General features: G+C 40.4%; 9 protein-coding genes and 3 rRNA genes. 5 read left to right on the forward strand and 7 right to left on the reverse strand.

Annotated elements, in window-relative coordinates:
* Positions 1-193: 193 nt before the first annotated feature.
* From RI845_RS03625 to rrf (RI845_RS03635), 3 genes are all read left to right on the forward strand, one after another.
* A 23S ribosomal RNA gene (locus RI845_RS03625) occupies positions 194-3,083 on the forward strand.
* A gap of 176 nt (positions 3,084-3,259) precedes the next feature.
* Positions 3,260-3,374: ribosomal RNA gene (gene rrf, locus RI845_RS03630) — 5S ribosomal RNA — on the forward strand.
* A 118-nt stretch (positions 3,375-3,492) separates the two neighbouring features.
* Positions 3,493-3,607: ribosomal RNA gene (gene rrf / locus RI845_RS03635) — 5S ribosomal RNA — on the forward strand.
* A gap of 879 nt (positions 3,608-4,486) precedes the next feature.
* Here the strand turns inward: rrf (RI845_RS03635) and torD are convergent.
* The 7 genes from torD to RI845_RS03670 all read right to left on the reverse strand — a co-directional run bounded on the left by torD (position 4,487) and on the right by RI845_RS03670 (position 13,894).
* Positions 4,487-5,131, reverse strand: a complete 645-nt coding sequence (gene torD / locus RI845_RS03640) for a molecular chaperone TorD (protein WP_348388397.1) — start codon at positions 5,129-5,131, stop codon at positions 4,487-4,489.
* Entirely contained in the window at positions 5,131-7,596 is a 2,466-nt protein-coding gene (torA, locus tag RI845_RS03645) for a trimethylamine-N-oxide reductase TorA (protein ID WP_348388398.1), read from the reverse strand. The genes torD and torA overlap by 1 nt, the downstream gene beginning before the upstream one ends.
* 17 nt (positions 7,597-7,613) lie before the next feature.
* Positions 7,614-8,795 (reverse strand): pentaheme c-type cytochrome TorC, encoded by a 1,182-nt coding sequence (gene torC / locus RI845_RS03650; protein ID WP_348388399.1) that lies wholly within the window; start codon positions 8,793-8,795, stop codon positions 7,614-7,616.
* Between the two features lie 43 nt (positions 8,796-8,838).
* Complete coding sequence (locus RI845_RS03655; RefSeq protein WP_348388400.1) at positions 8,839-9,021, reverse strand: periplasmic nitrate reductase, NapE protein; 183 nt, start codon at positions 9,019-9,021, stop codon at positions 8,839-8,841.
* A gap of 101 nt (positions 9,022-9,122) precedes the next feature.
* Positions 9,123-10,046: a mechanosensitive ion channel family protein gene (locus tag RI845_RS03660; protein ID WP_348388401.1), complete on the reverse strand. Its 924-nt coding sequence runs from the start codon at positions 10,044-10,046 to the stop codon at positions 9,123-9,125.
* A 10-nt stretch (positions 10,047-10,056) separates the two neighbouring features.
* Positions 10,057-12,741 (reverse strand): hypothetical protein, encoded by a 2,685-nt coding sequence (locus tag RI845_RS03665; protein WP_348388402.1) that lies wholly within the window; start codon positions 12,739-12,741, stop codon positions 10,057-10,059.
* A gap of 184 nt (positions 12,742-12,925) precedes the next feature.
* Positions 12,926-13,894, reverse strand: a complete 969-nt coding sequence (locus tag RI845_RS03670; RefSeq protein ID WP_348388403.1) for a class 1 fructose-bisphosphatase — start codon at positions 13,892-13,894, stop codon at positions 12,926-12,928.
* Positions 13,895-14,132: 238 nt separating this feature from the next.
* Between RI845_RS03670 and RI845_RS03675 the strand changes: the two genes are divergently transcribed.
* Positions 14,133-16,553, forward strand: a complete 2,421-nt coding sequence (locus tag RI845_RS03675; RefSeq protein ID WP_348388404.1) for a zinc-dependent metalloprotease — start codon at positions 14,133-14,135, stop codon at positions 16,551-16,553.
* Positions 16,554-16,575: 22 nt separating this feature from the next.
* A complete protein-coding gene (mpl, locus tag RI845_RS03680; RefSeq protein ID WP_348388405.1) occupies positions 16,576-17,940 on the forward strand; it encodes a UDP-N-acetylmuramate:L-alanyl-gamma-D-glutamyl-meso-diaminopimelate ligase in 1,365 nt (454 codons plus the stop codon).
* Positions 17,941-17,967 lie beyond the last annotated feature (27 nt).

Here is a 17,967-nt window from a genome sequence, read left to right on the forward strand (position 1 = left end):
TACAACAGCTCAACATTATTAATGGCAACTCTTATCGTGTTGTCATTAGTTCTTACTCAAGGCTCACAGTTTACTGTGGGTTTGACATGAAGATGTCAACATTCTTATGAATGCGTGAAAATGTCAGACCTATAACTTAGTTCGGATTAGTCTCCGGACATTCTTGAAGTTGCAAGACTTTTTGGGGTTGTATGGTTAAGTGACTAAGCGTATGTGGTGGATGCCTTGGCAGTTAGAGGCGATGAAGGACGTGTTAATCTGCGAAAAGCTGTGTTAAGCCGATAAAAGGCGTTATAGGCACAGATGTCCGAATGGGGGAACCCACCCAACGTAAGTTGGGTATCTTTTAGTGAATACATAGCTAATTGAGGCGAACCGGGAGAACTGAAACATCTAAGTACCCCGAGGAAAAGAAATCAACCGAGATTTCGTTAGTAGCGGCGAGCGAACGCGAATCAGCCCTTAAGCTATTTGGGCGTTAGTGGAATGTTCTGGAAAGGACAGCGATACAGGGTGATAGCCCCGTACACAAAAACAACCTAATAGTGAAATCGAGTAGGTCGGGACACGAGAAATCTTGACTGAATATGGGGGGACCATCCTCCAAGGCTAAATACTCCTAACTGACCGATAGTGAACCAGTACCGTGAGGGAAAGGCGAAAAGAACCCCTGTGAGGGGAGTGAAATAGAACCTGAAACCGCATACGTACAAGCAGTGGAAGCCGGATTTAGTCCGGTGCCTGCGTACCTTTTGTATAATGGGTCAGCGACTTATGTTCTGTAGCAAGGTTAACCGATTAGGGGAGCCGTAGCGAAAGCGAGTGTTAACTGCGCGTTTAGTTGCAGGGCATAGACCCGAAACCCGGCGATCTACCCATGGGCAGGTTGAAGGTTGAGTAACATCAACTGGAGGACCGAACACACGTATGTTGAAAAATGCGGTGATGACTTGTGGGTCGGAGTGAAAGGCTAATCAAGCCGGGAGATAGCTGGTTCTCCCCGAAATCTATTTAGGTAGAGCCTCGCACGAACACCATTGGGGGTAGAGCACTGTTAAGGCTAGGGGGTCATCCCGACTTACCAACCCTTTGCAAACTCCGAATACCAATGAGTGATATGCGGGAGACACACTACGGGTGCTAACGTCCGTTGTGGAAAGGGAAACAACCCAGACCGCCAGCTAAGGTCCCAAAGTCATAGTTAAGTGGGAAACGATGTGGAAAGGCATAGACAGCTAGGAGGTTGGCTTAGAAGCAGCCATCCTTTAAAGAAAGCGTAATAGCTCACTAGTCGAGTCGGTCTGCGCGGAAGATGTAACGGGGCTAAACTATGCACCGAAGCTGCGGATTTGAACTTAGGTTCAAGTGGTAGGGGAGCGTTCTGTAAGCCGTTGAAGGTGAATCGTAAGGTTTGCTGGAGGTATCAGAAGTGCGAATGCTGACATGAGTAACGATAAGGGGAGTGAAAAACTCCCCCGCCGAAAGACCAAGGTTTCCTGTCCCATGTTAATCAGGGCAGGGTAAGTCGGCCCCTAAGGCGAGGCGGAAACGCGTAGTCGATGGGAAACAGATTAATATTTCTGTACTTCTATATATTGCGAAGGAGGGACGGAGAAGGCTAAGCAAGCATGGCGCTGGTTGTCCATGTGAAAGTATGTAGGCTGAAGAATTAGGTAAATCCGGTTCTTCTTAAGGCTGAGATACGAGACGAGATTCTACGGAATTGAAGTTGTTGATGCCATACTTCCAGGAAAAGCTTCTAAGCTTCAGATATATAGGAACCGTACCCCAAACCGACACAGGTGGTTAGGTAGAGAATACTAAGGCGCTTGAGAGAACTCGGGTGAAGGAACTAGGCAAAATAGTACCGTAACTTCGGGAGAAGGTACGCTCTCTAGTGTGAATCCCTTGCGGAGTAAGCACAGGAGAGTCGAAGTAACCAGGTGGCTGGAACTGTTTATTAAAAACACAGCACTGTGCAAAATCGAAAGATGACGTATACGGTGTGACGCCTGCCCGGTGCCGGAAGGTTAATTGATTGGGTTAGCTCTGCGAAGCTCATGATCGAAGCCCCGGTAAACGGCGGCCGTAACTATAACGGTCCTAAGGTAGCGAAATTCCTTGTCGGGTAAGTTCCGACCTGCACGAATGGCGTAATCATGGCCACACTGTCTCCACCCGAGACTCAGTGAAATTGAATTTGCGGTTAAGATGCCGTATACCCGCGGCTAGACGGAAAGACCCCGTGAACCTTTACTATAGCTTGACAGTGAACATTGCTCCTACATGTGTAGGATAGGTGGGAGGCTTTGAAACCGCGTCGCTAGATGTGGTGGAGCCAATCTTGAAATACCACCCTTGTATGCGTGATGTTCTAACCTAGGGCCCTTATCGGGCTTGGGGACACTGTCTGGTGGGTAGTTTGACTGGGGCGGTCTCCTCCCAAAGAGTAACGGAGGAGCACGAAGGTTGGCTAAGTATGGTCGGACATCATACGGTTAGTGCAATGGCATAAGCCAGCTTAACTGCGAGACAGACACGTCGAGCAGGTACGAAAGTAGGTCATAGTGATCCGGTGGTTCTGTATGGAAGGGCCATCGCTCAACGGATAAAAGGTACTCCGGGGATAACAGGCTGATACCGCCCAAGAGTTCATATCGACGGCGGTGTTTGGCACCTCGATGTCGGCTCATCACATCCTGGGGCTGAAGTCGGTCCCAAGGGTATGGCTGTTCGCCATTTAAAGTGGTACGCGAGCTGGGTTTAGAACGTCGTGAGACAGTTCGGTCCCTATCTGCCGTGGGCGTTTGAGAATTGAAGAGGGCTGCTCCTAGTACGAGAGGACCGGAGTGGACGAACCTCTGGTGTTCGGGTTGTCACGCCAGTGGCATTGCCCGGTAGCTACGTTCGGAACTGATAACCGCTGAAAGCATCTAAGCGGGAAGCAGGCTTTGAGATGAGTTCTCACTGGGACTTTAAGTCCCCTAAAGGGTCGTTGGAGACTACAACGTTGATAGGTCAGGTGTGTAAGTGCTGTGAGGCATTGAGCTAACTGATACTAATTGCCCGTGAGGCTTAACCATACAACACCCAAGCAGTTTTGCTTGAGTTTGTATGGTCTGATGAAAATCACGCATTAAAGAATACGACTTGAGTAAGTCATTAATACAGCTTTCTAAATACGTTAGAACTCTGATGCACAATAAGCGTCAGGAGACCCTGAAACAAGTTCAGGGTGTTTCTAACGAAACAGTTTTTGTCTGGCGACAATAGCACTGTGGAACCACCTGATCCCATGCCGAACTCAGAAGTGAAACGCAGTTGCGCCGATGGTAGTGTGGGAGTTCCCATGTGAGAGTAGGTCATCGCCAGGCTCCTAATTCAAAAAGCCCGTCTTATGACGGGCTTTTTACTCTAAATTTTAAGATAAATTATTTTAATAAAGCTAATTTACCTTAACGTTTAGTCAAATGATTAACGTAACCGCTTTTGTCTAGCGACAATAGCACTGTGGAACCACCTGATCCCATGCCGAACTCAGAAGTGAAACGCAGTTGCGCCGATGGTAGTGTGGGAGTTCCCATGTGAGAGTAGGTCATCGCTAGGCTCCTAATTAAGAGAAAGGCTATCCTAACAGGTAGCCTTTTTTGCTTTCTGTTATTTGAAAAATGAACCACCTGATCCCATGCGCTAATACCAAAACTTGCAGAAGTGAAACGCAGTTGCGCCGATGGTAGTGTGGGAGTTCCCATGTGAGAGTAGGTCATCGCTAGGCTCCTAATTGAAAATGAAAAGGGCATCCGTAAGGGGGCCCTTTTTCTTTGTCTTGCATATTATTAACCGCACATACATTATCCCGTATATACGGACGCCGTTTCCATTTTAAGCAGAGCATGTGTTACCAATCACGCGTTCACACGATCCCGAAGGGGAGTTCCTGCTCTCAACAAGTTGCTCCCGAAAATGAAACACGAAACATGTTTCGTCAAAAACGTTTCATTTCCCCCATGTGAGAGTACGACTGCATGGATGCAGGAGGTAGAGCGAAGCAGGATGCCAGAGCCGAGGTCTACAAAATATTGCTCCTGCAATTTTGCTATATAGGCCATCCATGGCCAAAACCGCCAGGCTCCTAATTCCGAAAAGCCCTTCGCTAACGCTAAGGGCTTTTTTCGTTTAGGAGATTTAAAATATTCTTCGAAAAAATATGACGTCATTCCAAACGAGTGGAACGAGATTTGGAACCTCCTGCCGCGAATCGTGCTTTAAAAATTTATACTTTTATACCTACAACACGCTGAAGGAGGTCCCCGATGTCGCTAAAGCTCCTCGAGGATGACGTGGTTTAAGTTAATAAGTACTGTGAATGCTCAAATATCTTTCGAAAAAGTACACCGTCATCCTGTGCGAGCTTAAGCGAGACACGGGACTTCCTATATTCACAAAGTGCTTTTAAACAAGAAATGACGTGGTTTAATTTATAGAGTTAAACCTTAATTTCAGCGTTTAAGAAAGTCACTTCGAGTTGTAAGTAACATAATAGTAGTTTTGAAATATTCTGATAAAAGCCTGAGTTATTGGTATTTTTCATTTGCTCTATAAATTTTGGCAGCCAATTCATTAAATTATTATTAATAAATTGCAGTTGGCTATCATAAGCTTCACTAATGTCAGTGCTGTTTAAAGTTGCCAAAATCAAGTTACCTAAATAATCCAGTTGAATGGCAATATGATCAGCAGGTTCATTAAATTCTTTGTTTACACTTAGACCTTGTTGTTTAAGTAGAGCGATCATCTCATCATGTGCTTTTTGAAACATTAAACCATTGTCTGATAAATACACTGAAGCATAAGGTGGTGCGCCCTTTTTTGAGTCCATTAAAAATAATTGGCTGAATTCAACTGCACACTCTAAATGTGGATGGGGTTTGTTTTTTAACAACTGCAAACTCTGTTGAATAGATTTTATTGCTTCGGTTAGTTTATCTTCTGTTGCAAGCTGGTTAAGTAGGATAGCGCCTTGTTCATTAATATAAGAATTAAACTGTTGCTCGTTTAATTCATTACTCAAAACGGTAGAAAACCACCATAAAATACTTGCTCTGGTTTCAATTAATTCTTTATCTATCATTAACCCATCCCAGTTGGTTGGTTAAACGCTGTAACTTCAGGTGCTTTACCTTTGAACTTTTCTACTTCAACTAAGCAAGTAAATGCACTACATGCTTGTGCAAGTTGTGATGTACCTACATCCATTGTTAAGGTGTTAGGGTCGCCATAAGTATCTAAAGATCCAATTGTTTCATCAACGGGGCCATACCATGCGCCTTCGTAGATTCGAGCAACACCACTAGGGTAGTTATCAGACACTCTGGCACCAGCAAGCAACTGCCCTCGTTCATTAAATACTCTAACTAAGTCACCATCTTTAATGCCTCTAGTTTTTGCATCACCAGGGCTTAAGTAAATAGGCTCCCTGCCTTGAACTGAGTATGTTTCGCGATATTCAGTAGATTCACACATCTGTGAATGTAACCTTTGATCTGGGTGACACGACTGTAGTGCTACAGGGTATTTATCTGAACCAGGCCCGCCATGGGAACGCTCTAGTTTCTCCATCCAAGCAGGATGGCCCTTACAGTCATCATAGCCAAACCGGTCTATTTTTCGAGAAAATATTTCAATGAAACCAGAAGGAGTGCCTAAAGAGTTAAGTTCAGGGTCTTTTCTGAAATCTTCTTGCCTTGTCCATGCAGGACCTTTACCAAAATCAACAAAACCATCTTGCCAAAATTTATCAAATTCAGGCATTTCGAACTTGCCTTTATTCGCTGCTACACAGCCATCATAAAGCTCTTTAACCCATTCCATCTCTGTTTTATTTCTACTGTATTCACGATGTTTACCCATACGTTTACTAAATTCGGTAAAGATCTCAAAATCAGTTTTAGATTGGTATAACGGATCGACGAGCTTTTGCATGGCAATAACCCCTCGGGCAGAGTAACTGCCATATAAATCTAGATCATTACGTTCGTATTGAGTACAAGCTGGTAAAACTATATCTGAGAATCGACAAGTTGCTGTCCAGTTATAGTCTACTGTCACAACTGTCTGCAACTTATGAAAAGCTTTTTTCATCTTGTTTTTATCTTGATGATGGTGCCAAGGGTTATTACCTGAAAATACTGCCATATGAACATCAGGGTAAGTAATTTTAGAGCCATTTGCTTCAATAGTTTTTCCTGGATTAAGGATCATATCCACCCATCTTGCGACAGGAATTGTGGCACTTGCTCCTTTAAAGTCATCACTTTTATGTTTTATATGCTCATCTGAGTCAGGGATACCTGGAAATGCACCTGGACCTGCTGCACCGCTAGAAGATACGCCAATACCAGAATAGTGATGCGCGTAACTAACGCCACCTCCAGGGAGACCAATGTAGCCTAACATAGCGGCAAGAACAGCACCCATCCAGTACGGTTGCTCGCCATGTTGTTGCCGTTGAATACACCAACCAAATAATAGCTGAGTTCTATTGCCAGCCATGTCTCTTGCAAGCTGCTTTATATCTTCAGCTTTCATGCCACAAATACTACTTGCCCATTCTGGTGTTTTCTCTAATTTGTCTGTAGCTGTGCCGAGTAAATAAGGGACAAACTCTTCAAAGCCTAAACAGTAAGTTTCAATAAACTCTTTGTCATGTAGATCTTCAGTGTATAAGGTGTGGGCGAGAGCAAGCATTAAAGCGACATCAGTTTGCGGGTTTACATATTGATGCTCACAATTTAAGTAGTTTTGGCTTTTACTTTTCACCGGATCAATACTGATCACGCGAATTTCTTTTTTCGCTATTTTGTCTTTGAGTTTCTCTAAATACTCGTATGATTCATGGGTTTCACAGTTCCAACCAACCTGTAGGTTTTTATGGATATCTTGTGCCCAAAGCACAACAATCTTACTTTCATTTAAAATGTTCTCCCATGACGTGCCCTGTGCATAAACCTCTGTGGTACCCAGAACATAAGGCATAATTGTTTGGCCTGCACCTGTAGAGTAGTCACCAACCTTTCGCACATAATTGCCATGCATCGCCATAGATCTAAATAAATGATTACCGCAAGAGTGTACCTGACCTGTAGCTCGCCAGCCCGTATGACCAGCATATAATCCTGAAGGGCCATAAGTCGTTTGAATACGTTCTAACTCTTCATAAAACATGTCGAGCGCTTCATCCCAAGTAACACGAATAAAGCGAAAATCGCCGCGCTGCGTGGTATCACTCTTATGTCTTTTTAAATAAAAGTCATAACGAACCATCGGGTAACGTACACGTGACGGGCTGTATATTATGCCTTTAATTCCATTTAGCATGTCCGTTGGGTATTTATCTAATTCAAATGCTTTAACTTCTTGAACTTTACCCCCTAAAACTCTTGCTCTAAATGCGCCCCAATGAGAGCCTGTTATTTTCCACGTGCCTTCGGGAGAGTTACCTGCAGCCTGTGCAATAGACAACAGGCTAGGGCCAATTAAACCCGCAGTACTAGTTACCATTATGCCTTTTAAAAACGAGCGTCTTGAAATTGCCATATTAGTCCCCTTACTGCTTAGTGAGCTTTGTTAAAATCTGAAGAATGCTTTTGCAAATACTTAAGCACTAGTGCTTGAGTATCACCGTCGAGGTTTACAAATGACAACATACCATTGAACATGCCAGGCCAAGTGTTCGAATCGAAATGGTTTACAGCCGGCTGTGAATGACAAACACTACAGGTTTTATCGTAAGTTGATTTTGCAAAAAACCATAAATCGTCAGTTGACTCAGCCAAGGATTCTGGTCTCATCCACACATTAACTTTAATTTCTTGCCATGGCAGTCCGGTTAAATCATCTTCTTTTTCTTCGCCAGTCACCGTAACAAAATTTTCTGATTGAGCAACTTCAGGTGTTAAGTATCCTGAGTTTATATTCATTGCAAAATCTTCGTATAAAACACGACCAAAACCTTTGTTTTTACGCCAAACACTCAGTTCAACCTTCATTGCATCGCCCGTATTTTCTATGATAGTAACTTTAGTAGCTGCATTTAGTTCGCCAGCATCTTTAGTTAACCCTTCATCTTCAAACAAGGCTAACTGACGTACACTGTAGTAACTTTCACCCTCGTCAAAGCTATTTGTCGCCATTGCTTCCAACTCTGCTAACATGCCTTCACCTGAATCCATATTTTCAGGGAGATCATGGGCGATGCCTTTATGACAATCTATACAGCTTTGATCTCGTTCTGCCGCCATTTTCATTTGCACTTTTGCGCGCTCACTCATAGCAGTGAAATCCATCGAGTCATAATTATGACAATTTTTACATTCCAGAGAATTGTTTGAGGTAAATCGGTCCCATTCGTTTTGAGCTAAGCGCCCACGCTGTGCAATAAATTTTTCACGAGTATTGATTGTGCCAAATATTTTTCCCCACACTTCTTTAGACGCTTGCATCTTACGCGCCATTTTATCTGTCCAATTATGTGGTACATGACAATCAGGACAAGTAGCCCTAACACCTGCATGATTAGACCAATGAACAGTGCCTTTCAATTCTTGATAAACATTGTCTTCCATTTCATGACAACTAATACAAAACTTTTCTGTATTAGTTGCTTCGAGAGCGGTATTAAAACCACCCCAAAAAATTACTCCAGCAATAAAGCCGCCAAACGCTAACGTACCTAAGCTGTAATGCACACTTGGTTTTTTGATAATAGAAAAAAATTCTTTTACTTTAATAAGCATAATAGTTCCTAGAAATTCTTAATTGCAATGGGCATTTAAAACATTAACCGTGCCCAGGAGGACCTAAAATAAGTTGTGACATCCAAATAATAAAACCATAACCTCCGGCAGCTAAGGTTGTAAGAATTGGAAAAAAGAAAATGATAATGACTAAAAAGGCCTTAAATTCTTCAGCTTGTGTATTAGCCGTTTCAACAGGTGATTCTGAAAGGGGTTCTTGCTCCACCACAATATAACCTCAAGTTTTTAAATATTATTTTAAAGTGTAGTAGAGAGAATCGTGAATACACAAAATGAATTGGTATTTTTGATATTATTGATGAATAGTTAAGCCCGTTGCACGGTATTATTCACCTGCATTGTTGGTGCTAGAATGTTAGCTTTCCTAAACTCTTCATTTACTCGCAAAGTTATATCGGTCTCCAACGCTTTTTCATACTTGGTGTCCAACACATACACTTTTACGGTCAGTTTATAAGCGATGAAATTATTCGTTAACACTTGGCAAATTAATACATTTATAGGTTTATTCAGATAAGCAAATTTACTTAATGCGGCACATTCACGAATAATTCCTTGTGCTTGTGACAAATCTTCATCTATACCAATATGAAATACGATAGCCACTTGCATATCTAATTCACCGTAGTTACCACAGCTAGTTAGTTGATTTAAAAATGTGTTGTTTGGAATGGTTACCACGTTATCATCAAGTGTATTCATTTTTACAGAGCGTAATCCAATAGCAACAATATCACCGTACTCACCGCCAAATAAAACCCTGTCACCTACTTGAAAGGGTCTATCGAACATAATGATTATGCCTGCAACTACAGATGCAGCTAGATCTTTCATTGCAAAACCAACGGCAACAGCTAACGTACCACCAAGAATAGCTAATAGTTCTTTACTAAATTCAAAGCTCATTAATACGGCTGTTGAAATGGCGAAAAAATAAATTAGGAATTGAAAAAACACCAACGCTTTTTGCAGTAGTAAACGACGCTCTGCAAACACTTCACTTAAATCATTTACTATGGTTTTTACTACTTTTAATATTGCCCAAACAACAATAAATAAAATAACCGACATAAACAGACCGCCAGGTTTAACTACCTCAGCTAATGTGGTGATCACCTGAAGCTCTTTTGAATCAGGAATTGCCATTTGTGCACTAGCAGTAAAACTGACTAAAGCCGTGAATACCATTAATCCGCTAGTTTTTAAAAGTTGTACTATTTTACCAAGCATATTTTGTCCTCTAGCGTGTTAATAAGTTTTGACGGGCTAAGTATTTAGATGCAGTTCTAAACCAAAACCAAGTGATTTGGTATCGGCCATTAACTTGTTCAACGATACCTTGAGCAACACAGGCAGCAAGGGCGCTATTAACAACTAAGCCGTGTAGACGTAAGTTTTTAACAATATCATTGACGCTACAACGACCAAATTGACACAGTACTCGCAACACTAGTAGTGAATTAATATCGAAGTTTTCAATTATTTTACCATTTGGCGATATAGGTAACTTAGCGACAAGTTTACCTTCATTGTAAATAATGGAGTCAGCAAAGGCTCGACAGGCAACTGCGGGGTTGCCATCGGCATATCCCCATATAATTCGGTAAATCCCTGATTTATTCCTGCTTTCAATTGAGTCATCTTCTATATCAGCGAGTTGCCGTGGAATGATGAGTTGGCCAAAATCAATTTTTATTTCCGCTTCTTTACAGCGTTGCTCAAATAACTCGCTGATTTGATCTTCAGACCAGTTTTTTAGTTGAATATTGCTTGAAAAGAAACCGGTTGCTATACCAAGGGCATTTAAAAGACTCCAAGAGCTACTATCGAAGGTAAGTACCCAAAGTGCTAAGCCTTTCAATTCATTTATCCAACCGTATAAGCGGCGAATTTCACGCTGTCCACTGGCTTCTGCAGTTAATAAACGATGGCAGTTATCGAGTAAAATCAAATCAATTTCTTGTTCTTTAATTGCTTTAACAATTTCAGATGTTTTAATGTTGTCGCCATCTAAACCAAGTTGATCTTTGGTGGACTTTAAAATATCACTAAAATCTTCTGTACAATTTAAAATGATCGCTTTGCCATGTTGTTTAGCTAAATCCTGTAAAAACTGTGTTTTTCCAATGCCTCTTTCACCGGTGATTGCGATATGACTGCGTTCTTTATTTTCTAGCATCTTCATCACTTTATCTACAGGGCCTTTAAATACCGAGGTAACATTGGAGTTATTACTATCGATAAGTATTTTGTAGATATCTGGGTACAAACTTGCTGCGGATTTAGTTTTTTCTAACAGTTCAGTATTATCGTTCAATAACTTTTTACGATAAATTTCAGCGGTGATCCTACGGCCAGATTCAACTTTGGAAATTAAGCTTAGAAAAACTTTTGATGCGACGAAATAAACAACAAACACTAGAGCAACATTAGCAAAAATAAAACCTTTAACCCCTTTGCGTTCAGTGATCAATTTTTTAATTAACTCTGGTGCATCTCGCTCTTCGTCGATGTAGTTGAAACAATCGCTACGCCACTGCAATATAAAGAATATATAAACAGGTAATAGTAATAATAAGAAAACCGTTTCTAACCAGGAGTAGATGGTACCGTTAGCAATAAAAATGTCAGTCAATTCGAATGACAATTTATACCAACCCACCCACCATACAGCGACCTTTAGTGATGCTGATTGTTTTTTAGTAATGTTTTTTAATACATTTTGCTTACCACGTTCTATCATTTTGCTGAGGAAACTAAATGCAAAATAAGTTAAGCAAATCCATAGGGTAAGAGTACTTATTACTTCAATAAGGATTGGTATTTGAACAATATCAATGCTTTTTAAAATGAAATTAATAAATATTAGCCATTCAATAGGAGTGCGTGTATTTTCGAAGTACCAAATTGCTCTCGCAGCTTTCATTCTTCCTGAGGTTCTAGGACGCACCGCTAATATCTTTTGACGCCATTGTGGCAATCCTACTTTTGCCCATACTCGCCATTTTTTTAGCACAACAATGGCAATAAAGATCATCACTAAATTAATAAAAATATCTACAGGTGCCAATTGGAACCTTTCAGGGATCTCAATAACACGTTGGAAGCTAGCTTTTAATATAACCAAAACCTGTAAACGAACATATTCAAATTCAAGTTTTGCTTCATTAATACCGTTAAGTTTTGTACTGGTTAGTAACTCTCTAAATTCATCAGTGGCTTCAGCGAAAATTTTATTGCGTAATAAATAAAAGTTTTTAATTTCCCGTGCCCTGCTAAACAATTCAATAAATTCTTCGTCATTTCTAACTTGGGTAAGTAATCTTAAATCGACATTTTTGTGCTTTACTTTTTCATATAATTGCGCTGTTTTATCGGCTATAACAGGCCTAATACGACTATATAATTCTTCGTAGTCATCAGCACTTCGGCTTAAACTGGCAACTTTATCTTGTAGTATGTAAAATTCTTGCTCAAACTTTTCTAAACTATCGTCGGTAAGATATTCTGAGTTTATCGGTTGAGGTTCATATTGAATATCTTCGTCATTTTGTTCAGCTATTTCTTGCTGTTCAATATCGCCTTCTCCAGTTTCATCGATACTTGAATCAAGTTCACTGTCATCGGTATTTGATTCACTTTCATCAACACTTGGCTCTGCTTTATCGTCTACGATCTCATCAGTATTCGCTTGTGAGGTGTTTTCGTCTTTCTTCTTTTCTGGCTGAGTTTTATCTTTGACTTCAGATTCAGTATTTTGCGGTTCTGGTTTAGCCGTTACTGTTTTAGGAGTCTCATCTGTTTTTGTTACTTCACTAGAAGCTAACGATTGGTTACTAAAACAAAGTAACAAAACGATAAATAAAGCCTGAAGGAGCTCGCCTAATTTACTAGACGATAAGCTGTATTTAGGGGGAAAACTCATAAACAATCTCAACTAAAATTTATTCTTATAAATATATATTAGTTATTAGTATGTATTAGATTGCTGATTTTGCTAGTAAATGGCTGTAATAAAAGGTTATTTTAAATCTGTTTTATAAAGGATATAAAAAATCCAGCTCTAGGCTGGATTCTTTAAATAAATTAACTCTTTTAAAACCAAGTAATTATTTATAGTAACTTAAACACTTTTCTACTTCGTTTTTAGCACCCAAGATAACTTCAACTCGCTGATGGATATCTGTTGGTTGAATTTCCATAATGCGGCCTTCACTCGTTACACTTAAACCACCAGCTTGTTCAACTAAAAAGCTCATTGGGTTTGCTTCATACATTAAGCGCAATTTGTTTGGTTTGTTCGGGTTTCTGTTGTCGGCAGGATAAGTAAAAATACCACCACGAACTAAAACACGGTGTACATCACCAACCATGGCTGCAATCCAACGCATATTAAAGTTACGTTCACGAGGGCCATCGCTGCCTGCAACTAAATCATTGATATAGTTTTGCATTGGTGCTTGCCAGAAGCGTTGGTTTGACATGTTAATAGCAAACTCAGACGTTTCAGGAGAAATTTGAACATTACGCTCAGTAAGCATGTAGCTACCATGAGTTTTATCTAATGTATAAAAGTGTGTGCCAGCACCGGTTGTTAGCGCAAGCATTGTTGAAGGACCGTACAATACATAACCTGCACAAACCTGGGCAGTACCTGGTTGTTTGAACAAATCTGGGTTATCAGCGCTCATGCCTTCAGGCGCTTCCATAATCGAAAAGATAGTACCAATTAGTGAGTTTATTTCAATGTTTGAACTACCATCAAGTGGGTCGAAAGAAACAATGTATTTGCCATTTTCGTTACCGGCAACAGAAGTATCTTCTTCTTCAGATGAGATCGCTTTTACAAAGCCTGATTCCAGCGTAATGTCTTTAAATAATTGGTTGGCAACAACATCTAATTGTTTTTGCACTTCACCTTGGATGTTTTCATCTAAAGTAGAGCCTAATACATCGCTTAATTGACCCTGGCCAACTCGAAACGAAATTTCTTTAGTGGCGGCAAGGATGGTTTTTATTAATGAAATCAGATCTAAAGGAACTTTATCTTCGCGCAATGCGGGAGCAATTCGTTGCATGGGATACCTAGGGTTATGTAATAATTAAATGAAGTTAACACAATAAATAATCCCTCTATTGTACTAAACAATACTGTAAATCTCTAAATAAAAGTCTATTTATTCGCAGGAATTCATTTATTTTATGAAAAATAAATGAATTTTGGCAATAAATTCGAAAGCATCTGAGTATTCAAACTCTTGCCTATAAGGTATATTGCTAGCAAATTAAAAAATAATAAGATCCAAAAGGCTTACCATGAAAACAGTTTTTGTCGCTTTATTCTGCATTCTCACCACCTTTAGCTTCAATAGTTTTGCATTTGCAGAAGAAAACTTCAGCAAAAATAAAGATTATCAACAAGGTTTTATTCCGTTTTATATTGATAAAGAAAGCGGAAAAGTGTTTGTTGAAATCAGTAGTTTTGAACAGCAGTTTTTGTTTCAAAGTAGCATGCCGCACGGCGTTGGCTCTAACGATATTGGTTTAGATCGTGGTCAGCTAGGTCAAACACGGTTAGTGCAATTTGAGAAAGTTGGCAATAAAGTTTTTCTACGTCAGCTAAATACCTATTATCGAGCCGACAGTGATAATAGCCTCGAACGACAAGCGATAGATGAAGCATTCGCTTCTTCTATCCTCTGGGGGTTTAAAGTAGAGAAAGTCATTAATGACAAAGTTATTATTGATTACACGCCTTTCTTATTATCAGATATTCACAATCTTGGAGCGTCTTTAAAATCTAGCAAACAGGGCAATTACGCAATTGATGCGACTCGTAGTGGTTTATATGAAAAACGCACAAAGGCATTTGTTGATAATACAGAGCTAGAAGCAATAATAACGTTTAAAGGCACAGGTGCTGGGAAACATTTACGTTCTGTCACGCCTGATTCTAATGTTGTTACTGTTAACTTTCATCATTCGTTAATTCGCTTGCCTGATGAGCAGTATCAACCACGAAAATTTCATACATACTCTGGCATGTGGTCTGTGGAATATGCAGATTATGCCAGCGACATTGATCAGCCGTTATTACAACGAGTGATCCCAAGACATCGGTTAGTTAAAAAAGATCCTAATGCAGCAGTAAGTGAAGCGGTAGAACCTATCGTTTACTATCTTGATCCTGGCGTACCAGAGCCAGTTCGTTCGGCATTAATTGATGGTGCTTTATGGTGGGATCAGGCTTTTGCAGCAATTGGTTATAAAAATGCCTTTCAGGTAAAAATGTTGCCAGAAGATGCTGACCCAATGGACGTTCGTTATAACGTTATTCAATGGGTTCATCGTGCTACTCGTGGTTGGTCTTATGGTGCATCAGTTGTAGACCCTCGCAGTGGTGAAATTTTAAAAGGTCATGTAACCTTAGGATCGTTACGAGTACGCCAAGATTATTTAATTGCTCTGGGTTTAACCTCTCCATTTAAAAGTAATGATGTTAATACAACTGAGCAAAAAGAAATGGCGTTAGCTCGAATTCGTCAATTATCTGCTCATGAAGTAGGGCATACCTTGGGTATCGCGCACAACTTTTCGGCCAGTGTGAACAATCGCGCATCGGTAATGGATTACCCACATCCGTTAATTTCTTTAGATGCTCAAGGTGATATCGATTTATCTAATGCATATGCAACCGATATTGGTGTGTGGGATAAACATGTAATTAATTATGCCTACGCTGATTTTGATAATGAGCAGCAAGGGTTAGCTCAGGTGATCAAAGCAGCTAAACAACAAGGTCTGCAATATATGTCTGACCCTGATGCTCGTCCAAAGTCGGGCGCAGAGGCAGCAGGTCATTTATGGGATAATGGTGCTGACCCGGTAACAGAGTTAACTCGTGTTATGGCTGTACGCGCTAAAGCATTAAGTAACTTTGGCATAAACAGTATTGCCCAAGGTACACCATTTTCTGAACTTGAAAACACATTGGTACCTGTTTATAACTTTCATCGTTACCAAGTTGAAGCAGCAGCAAAAATAATTGCTGGCGTTAACTATTCTTATGCAATAAAAGGCGAAGACGATATCGCTCAGTCAGTGGTTTCAGCCGAAAAACAACAAGCAGCAATCAAGGCGCTATTAACGACCATAGAACCTGAATTTTTAACCTTATCTAATGACATTATCAGTCTTATTCCGCCAAAGGCATATGGCTATTACCGCACGCGAGAAAGCTTTAGTTCAAATACCTCATTAGCATTTGATCCAGTAACGGCAGCTCAAGCGAGTGCTAAACATACTTTATCGTTAATGCTTAAACCAGAAAGGCTTGCGCGCTTAAATCAGCAGCATATGCTAGATGACAGTATTCCATCGGTTCATGATCTAATTACTGAAATTGTTACTGCAACAATTAAACAAGATAGCAAAACCGGATTACACAGTGCCGTGCAGCAACGTATTAATCAACAAGTACTCGATAGCATATTAGCCCTATTTCATAATGATAAATTAGTTGCCGAGGTTCGAACTCAGGTTTATGCAAACTTGCTCGATTTACAACAGTGGTTAAAAGGCAAAACCTCGTATCATTTCAAGGGTAATGTTTTGTATGCTCAGTACCATTTATTACAACAACAGATTGCTTTTAGCTTACAACAAGGTAAAACTATCATTAAAGAAGTACCGGTAAGTATGCCTCCTGGCTCTCCTATTGGGGCATCTTCGCACTAGGCAATAACATAAGTAGATTTTAATGAGCAAACACGTACATATCTTAGGAATTTGCGGCACATTTATGGGTGGCATAGCTGCTATTGCCAAACAACTTGGCTTTCGAGTATCAGGTTGCGATGTAAATGTTTATCCGCCAATGAGTACTCAGCTACAAGAGCTGGGCATCGAATTGATGCAAGGATATAAAACTGAGCATCTAACAGATGAGCCAGATATGGTTATCGTTGGCAACGCCATGTCGCGCGGCAACCCCATGGTTGAATATGTAATGGAACGCAATATTCCTTACACGTCTGGGCCGCAATGGTTATTAGAAAACGTATTAAAAGACCGTTGGGTTTTAGCTGTTGCGGGTACTCATGGAAAAACTACTACAAGCTCGATGCTTGCTTGGATCCTAGAGTATGCACATTTAACACCAGGTTATTTAATTGGTGGTGTTCCGCAAAATTTTGACACATCGGCTCGACTTGGTAATTCACCATTTTTTGTGATTGAAGCTGATGAATATGACACCGCTTTCTTTGATAAGCGCTCCAAGTTTGTTCATTATCGTCCACGTACTTTAGTTATGAATAATTTGGAGTTTGACCATGCTGACATCTTTAATTCAATTGAAGATATTCAACGTCAATTCCACCATGTTGTAAGAATGGTGCCTGGGAACGGTTTACTGCTTGCACCTAAAGATGATCAGGCATTAACTGAAACCTTGGCTATGGGAAGTTGGACCCCTGTTGAATTTTCGGGTGATGATTCAGGTTGGCGTGCTGAAAAAACGAATACTGACGGGAGTGAGTTTAAGGTTTATTTTAATCAACAATTGCAAGGCACTGTACAATGGAACCTAATTGGTGACTTTAATATAGACAATGCATTAATGGCAATAGCCGCCAGTCGTCATGCCGGAGTACCTAGTCATGTAGCAATTGATGCCCTTGCAGAATTTGTTAACACCAAGCGCAGGCAAGAGTTGGTTGGAGATGTAAACAGTATCAAAGTATATGATGACTTTGCCCATCACCCAACGGCAATAAGTAAGAATTTAGCTGGCTTTAGAGCTAAAGTTGGTGATGAGCGCATACTCGCTGTATTAGAGCCTAGATCAAATACGATGAAATCCGGTGTTCATAAAGACACGTTGGCAGCATCTTTAGATAATGCTGATATGGTTTATTTATATCAGGATGAAAATGTTAAATGGTCGGTCAGTGACCTCATTAACGATTGTAAAGCGCCAACTCAGTGTAACGATAATATTGACGATTTAGCCGCCTTGGTTGCTAAGGAAGCAAAAGCAGGCGATCATATTGTGGTGATGAGTAATGGCGGCTTTGGCGGTTTCCATACTAAACTGATAGAGAAACTAGAAACTAGAAACTAGAAACTAGAAGCTCATTTTTACCATCAT

The organism is Thalassotalea nanhaiensis, from assembly GCF_031583575.1.
Lineage (GTDB): Bacteria > Pseudomonadota > Gammaproteobacteria > Enterobacterales > Alteromonadaceae > Thalassotalea_A > Thalassotalea_A nanhaiensis.

Bases quoted from the DNA above. Each gene is read 5' to 3' on its own strand.
- torD (WP_348388397.1), bottom strand. From the start codon at position 5,131: ATGATAGATAAAGAATTAATTGAAACCAGAGCAAGTATTTTATGGTGG.
- torA (WP_348388398.1), bottom strand. From the start codon at position 7,596: ATGGCAATTTCAAGACGCTCGTTTTTAAAAGGCATAATGGTAACTAGT.
- torC (WP_348388399.1), bottom strand. From the start codon at position 8,795: ATGCTTATTAAAGTAAAAGAATTTTTTTCTATTATCAAAAAACCAAGT.
- RI845_RS03660 (WP_348388401.1), bottom strand. From the start codon at position 10,046: ATGCTTGGTAAAATAGTACAACTTTTAAAAACTAGCGGATTAATGGTA.
- RI845_RS03665 (WP_348388402.1), bottom strand. From the start codon at position 12,741: ATGAGTTTTCCCCCTAAATACAGCTTATCGTCTAGTAAATTAGGCGAG.
- RI845_RS03670 (WP_348388403.1), bottom strand. From the start codon at position 13,894: ATGCAACGAATTGCTCCCGCATTGCGCGAAGATAAAGTTCCTTTAGAT.
- RI845_RS03675 (WP_348388404.1), top strand. From the start codon at position 14,133: ATGAAAACAGTTTTTGTCGCTTTATTCTGCATTCTCACCACCTTTAGC.
- mpl (WP_348388405.1), top strand. From the start codon at position 16,576: ATGAGCAAACACGTACATATCTTAGGAATTTGCGGCACATTTATGGGT.